The organism is Clostridium cavendishii DSM 21758 (assembly GCF_900141845.1).
GTDB classification, from domain to species: Bacteria; Bacillota; Clostridia; order Clostridiales; family Clostridiaceae; genus Clostridium_AG; species Clostridium_AG cavendishii.
In genome coordinates this window covers 21,316-28,730 of record NZ_FQZB01000028.1, presented here as the reverse complement: position 1 = coordinate 28,730, position 7,415 = coordinate 21,316, and the positions used below count along the sequence as shown (strand labels likewise).

Here is a 7,415-nt window from a genome sequence, read left to right as displayed (position 1 = left end):
GATTAACTTTAACAAGAGTTGTATTTAAATATCAAAAGTATTTCACAAGTCTGATATTTACTAAGCGATTAACTTTAACAAGAGTTGTACTTAAATTACCAACATACTAATAGGTTTACAATATTAAAAATATTTATAGTAATTATAGAGGTAGGAGTCTACTTACTAATATTTGTTTTTTTAATTTTAAAATATCATCTTCTTGAGGATTAAGTTAATAAGATACATGATTGATGATATATAACGTTAAATATAATTGGAGTAAGGAGAATATATTTAATTTGAATGATAAGTAATGTGGGTTTAAGTAGAAGATTTTTTAGTATAATAAGAGAAGATGGGTTTATTAAGTAATATAAAAAAATTTTAAATATAAAAAATAATAAGTTGTTTAATATATAGTTTAAATAGTATAATTATAAATATTTTAATTTTAACAGAAGCTGTATTTAAAGATATTTATAGTTATATATTATATTAGAGTATATTGACTTATAAATTAACCGTAACATGAGATGTTATTAAGAGATTTTTTAAATTAATCTCTTAATAAAAAATAAAAAATCAATATTAATAGTAAATATATTATAAAGAGATATTGACTATGGTAAAAAATAGTAGTAACATTGTAAGTGAAAATGGGAAATAAATGATAAAAATGTAGAAAAAGGAGGTACTTATATGAACACAATTGTAAATGAATTAAAAATAAAAATATACTTATTAAAAGATATCAATTCTATTAATTGTAATACATTGATAGCAATGCTTATAGATAAGTGTTTAGCGAAAGATGAATATTATAGTATTTATCACAAAGAAAATAAATATAAAAACTATTGCTTTAATCTTTTATATCCATTGGAAGTTTCTAAAGTTTATAAAGAAGGAGGAATTTATACCTTTATAATAAGGACTGTTGATAAAAATTTAGCAGAATTTTTGGTTAAAAATTTAGTTAATGAATATACAGATAATATAAAAGTGTTAACTATTACAAAAACAGTAATACCTAAAAAGATTATAACTGATATTTATTCAATTACACCTATAATAATAAAAACTGATAATGGGTATTGGAAAAATAACATATCATTAGATGAGTTTGAAGAAAGATTAAAAATAAATTTAATAAAGAAATGGAATAGTTTTCATGATACAAAAATAAATGAAGATTTTGAGCTTTTTAAAACTATAAGATTTAATAATAAAAAGCCAGTGGCTACAAATTATAAAGACATAAAATTATTAGGGGACAAGCTTAATATATCCATATCTGAAAACGATTTATCACAAGAACTTATATACTTTGCACTAGGAACAGGTTTAGGGGAGCTTGGTGCAAGAGGGTTTGGATTTCTAAATTTTAAATGGCTGTAAAAGGAATATAGGTAAAAATAATGGAGGTGATATAGTGCTAAAAGATTGTTTGGAAACCTTTAAAAAGATTTATAAAGAAAAAGGTGAAGCTTATATTATAGACTCTTATGTACTTTCAGAAGGAAGCTATATATTGGTGAATAAAGATGGACAAGTAAAGGAAGTTTATGAGGTTGATAAGAAGAATGTAGATAGAGTAGATGTAAGGTATGGATATTTTGCGGTTAGAGATTATTTGTCTAAATTAATAGATATGAATAAACCAATAGATGGTAAAAAAGTGATCCATAGTAATAATTATCTAACTTTTTTTATAAAAAAGGAGAATGTTAATTCTAAAAAACTTACAGAAGAAATAATAGATAAATATTATAGTATTTTATTAGAGCCAAGAAATAAGTATGAAAAAGAAAAAAAATTAATGTATGAAAAGATAGAAGTGGTACATGGAAAAGTAAATGAAGAGAACTTACTTAATATAAAGCAATGGATAAAAGATAATATTTTTAATTTAGAAGGTAAATATAAAGAGGGCAAAAATTATTTAAAGATTTTTTTTGAAGCAAGTGAAGAGGAATATAAGAAAGAAAGTGAAAAATACATTTTCCCTAATATATATAATAGTACTGATTATAATGAAGATATAAAAGATAAAGTATATGGATTACCTAATGATAATATGGGACTTAATAGTAAAAAGCCTTACTTAGAAAATAAGAGTAGAAAAAACAAGATACCATATTTAATAGATTCAGACGAGGTACTTATACAAAAGAAATTTTTTGATTATCTTATGAATCAAGTATCTGAGGGCAAAAGCAATATCTATATAGAGGAAAATAAGATTCATTGCAAAAAGAATGGTGAAAAAATAGACTCTATTTTTAATGGATATTTTTTAAGGGTTAAAAAGGGTAAGGAAGTAGAAATTCATGATTTTGATATTATAACAAATATGGATGAAACACTTAAAAATTTCAAGTATAAAAAATTAATAAAAATAGATTATGAAAAAGTAAAACAAGAACCTTTAAATAGTAATATAAGTACTATGAAAGAGTTAGAAGCAGTAATTAATAGTGTGTTTTTCAGTAAATTTTTATCAACTAATTACTTTACAGAGCCTAAGGATATAAAATTGAATGATAGTAAACTTAAAGAAACACTGATTATTAATAGAAATGCTTATTTCAATTGGTTTTATAAAGGTAATAAAGCAAGTGTTAAAAGTAGCTTTGATAGAATGTCATTAGATTTAATAAAAAATTCTATATGCTTAGGAACTTATGTAAAACCAAGAGAGCAATTTAATCTTAGATGTGCAATAATAAATTATTTTGGAGGGGATACAGGTATGGGAGATATTTTAAAAGGTTTAACAAGTAAACTTAGAGAAAAAATAAATAGTACAAACACTTTAAGTATAGAATGTGATGAAGAATACTATTTTGCAGTTGGACAATTAGTTAGTTATTATATATCAAGAAATAAGTCGGAGAAAAAGATGCATTCATTATTAAATCCTATTTTAAATTGCAAAAGTGATGAAAGATTAAAAGTCGAATTGCTAAAATTATTTAAAAAATATAATTACGATATAAAAAAAGAAAGTAAAAGATTTAACAATTTGCAAGCTATGGTTTCAGGGTATGTTCCACAGGGGAAAGTTAAGGAAGATATTCTTATAGCAGGTTATTTGAATTCAAGTTTAATATATGAAAAGGGAGAGGAATAATATTATGGAAAAAAGAGTTTATGGAGTATTAGGAATAAAATCTATTATGGCAAATTGGAATGCTGACTTTAGTGGTTATCCAAAATCTATATCCAATGGTGATATCTTTGGAAGTGATAAGGCTTTTAAATATCCAATGAAAAGATGTTGGGATGAAGGTGGCAAAAAGGTTTTATATATAAAATCACTAAAGGTTGAAGAGGATAAAAAGGAAGGGATAAATGTAAGACCTAAATCTTTAAAAGAAAGATATGAAGAAATATTTAATGTACCTAATCTAAAAGATGCCAAAGATACAAAAGAGGTACTTAAAAACTTATTTACAGCTATAGATGTAAAAAATTTTGGGGCTACATTTGCAGAAGAAGGTAAGAACATTTCAATAACAGGAGCAGTTCAAATAGGACAAGGATTCAATAAATATAAAGATATATCAGTTGAAGAGCAACAGATATTATCACCATTTAGGGATGGAAAAGAGAGTAAGGGAGAAGCTAATGCAACAACATTAGGTACAAAAATTGTTAGTGATGAAGCACATTATTTTTATCCATTTGCAATAAATCCAACAGTTTATAAAAGCTTTGTAGAAATGGGAGTTACAGAAGGTTATACAGAAGCAGATTATAGCGTATTTAAAGAAGCTGCTTTAGCGAGTGCTACTGCTTTTAATACAAATTCCAAAGTAGGTTGTGAGAATGAATTTGCTATTTTTGTTGAAACAGAAAAAGAACTGTATTTACCTGATTTAGCTCAATACATTACGTTTAGAAAAGAAGAAGATAAGAACGTTATAATTCTTGGATTTGAGGGCTTATTAAATGAACTCAATGATAGAATTAAGAGCATCGAAGTTTATTATAATAACTACAATACAAAATTAGAAGGAAATATAGAAAAGGCTAAATACTTCAACATATTTACTAGAAAAGAGGTATAAGTATGAAGGCTTTAAAGTTTAATATTAGTGGTAAAACAGCTTTTTTTAAGAAACCTGACGTTAATACCTACTATTATTTTACTTATGGCAGTATTCATAAAGTTGCTCTACTTGGTATAGTTGGAGCAATACTTGGGTTAAAAGGATATAATCAGCAAGAAAATAACAGATATCCAGAATTCTATGAACTATTAAAAGATTTAGATATAGCAATAGTGCCTAAGAATGAAGAAGGTTCCATAAGTAAAAAAGTTCAGATTTTTAATAATTCTGTTGGTTATGCGTCAGAAGAAAAAGGCGGAAATCTAATAGTAAAAGAGCAGTGGCTTGAAAATCCTAGGTGGGTTGTATATATAAAGCTAGATGGTTATGAAAACAATCAAATAGATGATATTTGCAAAGAGATAGAAGAGAGATTTTTAAAAAGAAATTTTGTTTATATACCATACTTAGGAAAAAATGATCACATAGCAAATATTGATAATATGTCAGTGGTAGATATGAATACAACAAAACAAGAAAAAATCAATAGTTTATTCTTCAAAGACGATTTTAAAATATCTTTAGAGCAAGATGAAGACTGGGATTTTGATGATACAGAGTCTTTATGGAAATATGAAGAAAAATTACCTATAAGTCTTGAAGAAAGAACTAATCAATATGAAACAAGGACAATGATAGCTACAAATATGAAATTAGATATAAATAATGATTTAAATTTATATAAGGATGAGGAAAATGTGTTATTTTTCTTTTAGGTGATTAAAATGTATTTTGAAGATGTAGAATTATTTAAATTAGAGGATAATATTTCGGAATTAGATAGTTTTTTTGCCCATACCAAAGGGGGAGAAAGAGAAAAATTAAAGGATCATATGGATCTTGTTTATAAATATTTTTTGAGAATAGTAAAGCAAAAAAATCTAGATAAAGTATTTAGAAACTTGCATGAGCAGCTTCTAGAAAATCAAGAGATGGAAGTTATTGAATTTTGGAAGGAATTATTTTGCAATGCTATATATTTGCATGATATAGGTAAAATAAATATAGATTTTCAGTATTTTAGAATGAAAAATAAGAAGTTTAAGGATGCTTCACAAGAGAATCCAAAGCATTCAATGTTATCATCTATTTTATATTTTAATTATTACATTGGAAAAATAAGAAGTATAGAGGGGGAAGCTAAGAAGCTTCTCCTTGTATTCTTATACATAAATTCCTATGTAATATCAAAACATCATGGAGAACTAAATGATTTTGTTCAGTTTTTAGATAGTTTTGGAGGTAATGTTGATACTTATATTGAAAATAAAAATTTATATCCAAACTATAAAGGAAAAATAATTATTAAAGGAAGCTTTATAAAGAAGAGAAATGAAGATATAACTACTAAATTAGAAGAAGTATCAAAAAAATATAATATAGAATTATATATTTATACAAAATTACTATCAGCATTATTAACCTCAGCAGATTTCTATGCTACTTCCGATTATGATAGTAATAAGGAAATAAAAGATTTTGGCCTTATAGATAATTCTAAAGAGTATTATGATATTTATAAAAATAGCGATATATACAAAAATATAGATAAACATAGAAACTTTTTAGATGGAAGAGGGTCTAAAATATTTGAAGATAATGATATAAATAAACTTAGAAGTGAGATGTTTATTGAAGCAGAGGACAATCTAGTTAAAAATACAGATAAAAATATATTTTATTTAGAAGCACCAACTGGAAGTGGTAAAACTATGACTTCTATAAACTTAGCTTTTAAATTATTAGAACAAGATAAAAGTAAAAATAAATTATTTTATATTTTCCCGTTTAATACATTAGTAGAACAAACAAATATTTCATTATTAGAGGTTTTTGCAAATAATGAAAAGCTTAAAGATAGTATATCTATAATAAATTCAGTAACTCCAATAAAAACAGTAGATGAAAATGAGAGTAATGAAAAAGTTAAGGTTGAAGGTGTTAAAGAAAAAATAGATTATAAAAAGTCTTTATTAAATAGGCAGTTCATACATTATCCTATAGTACTCACAACACATGTTAACTTTTTTAATTATTTATTTGGAACATCAAGAGAAGAAAGCTTTCCGTTATTACATTTAGCAAATAGCGTTGTAGTGTTAGATGAGATACAAAGTTATAAAAATAGTATATGGAAAGAAATAATATATTTTTTAGAGAAATATTCGAAGTTATTAAATATAAAGATAATAATAATGTCTGCTACATTACCTAAGCTTGAAGAACTAGGATGTAAAGATGATAACTTTGTATATCTTATAGAAAATAGAGATAAGTATTTTAATGATCCATTATTTAAAAATAGGGTTAGCTTAGATTTTTCAATGCTTGATATTAATGAAGATATCAAGGATATATTATTTAAGAAAGTAATAGAAGAAAGTAAAAGTAATAAGAAAATTGTAGTTGAGTTTATAAAAAAGCAATCTGCAATGGATTTTTATAAAGAGCTTTACTCTATAAAAGATAGTTTAAATAAAGAGGTACTTTTAATTACTGGTGATGATAATAAAATTGAGAGAAGAAATATAATATCAAAAGTAAAAGAGAAGGGTTCTAATATTATATTAGTAGCTACTCAGGTTATTGAAGCTGGTGTGGATATAGATATGGATATAGGTTTTAAGGATATATCTATTTTAGATGCTGAAGAGCAATTCTTGGGTAGGGTAAATAGATCATGTAAAAAAGCAAATTGTAAAGTTTATTTTTTTGATATTGATGAGGTTACTAGAATATATAAAAATGACTTGAGAAAAAATAAGCAATTTACGTTAGAAAATGATTCTATTAGAAGTATGTTGGAAAATAAGAACTTTGGTGCTTATTATAGTGGAATAAATGCTTTATTAGAAGGGGTAAAAAAAGAAGAGAATGATAATAATTTTGATGCATTTTTAAAAGAAAAAGTAGCAAAACTTAAGTTTAAAGAAGTCAATAACATAATGAGGTTAATTGACAATGAAATTAGAGAATATACTATTTTCTTTGATAGAGAGGTAGAGTTAGAAGATGGTGTAATGTTGAGAGGTAACGAGGTTTGGGACAAATATAAAATCTTATTACAGAATAATGATTTAGAGTATGCAGAAAAAAAGGTTAGGTTATCAGAAATAAATGAAAAAGTTGATTATTTCACTTATAAAGTACGAAGATTTGAAAAATCATATAATGATTCAATAGGAGAAATTTTTTATATTGAGGATAGTGAACAGTATTTTAATGAAGGAAAGTTTGATAGGAAGAAGTTTGAGGAAAAGGATGGATTTGAGTATTTTGATTTATGAAATTAAATAGGAGAGAGGGATGAAAAATAAA

General features: G+C 24.9%; 5 protein-coding genes. All 5 read left to right on the top strand.

Features of this window, described 5'->3' with window-relative positions:
- Nucleotides 1–681 precede the first annotated feature (681 nt).
- Genes cas6 through BUB01_RS21985 form a run of 5 tightly spaced genes read left to right on the top strand, consistent with a single transcriptional unit; the run spans nt 682 to nt 7,384 of the window.
- Nucleotides 682–1,380: a CRISPR-associated endoribonuclease Cas6 gene (gene cas6 / locus BUB01_RS22005; RefSeq protein WP_072993748.1), complete on the top strand. Its 699-nt coding sequence runs from the start codon at nt 682–684 to the stop codon at nt 1,378–1,380.
- Between the two features lie 34 nt (nt 1,381–1,414).
- Nucleotides 1,415–3,115: a type I-B CRISPR-associated protein Cas8b/Csh1 gene (cas8b, locus tag BUB01_RS22000; protein WP_084109129.1), complete on the top strand. Its 1,701-nt coding sequence runs from the start codon at nt 1,415–1,417 to the stop codon at nt 3,113–3,115.
- 4 nt (nt 3,116–3,119) lie between these two features.
- The gene (locus BUB01_RS21995; RefSeq protein WP_072993743.1) at nt 3,120–4,055 is read left to right on the top strand and encodes a type I CRISPR-associated protein Cas7; all 936 of its coding nucleotides are present in this window, start codon (nt 3,120–3,122) and stop codon (nt 4,053–4,055) included.
- 2 nt (nt 4,056–4,057) lie between these two features.
- The gene (gene cas5b, locus BUB01_RS21990; RefSeq protein ID WP_072993740.1) at nt 4,058–4,813 is read left to right on the top strand and encodes a type I-B CRISPR-associated protein Cas5b; all 756 of its coding nucleotides are present in this window, start codon (nt 4,058–4,060) and stop codon (nt 4,811–4,813) included.
- Between the two features lie 9 nt (nt 4,814–4,822).
- Complete coding sequence (locus BUB01_RS21985; protein ID WP_072993737.1) at nt 4,823–7,384, top strand: CRISPR-associated helicase/endonuclease Cas3; 2,562 nt, start codon at nt 4,823–4,825, stop codon at nt 7,382–7,384.
- The last annotated feature ends 31 nt before the right edge of the window (nt 7,385–7,415 follow it).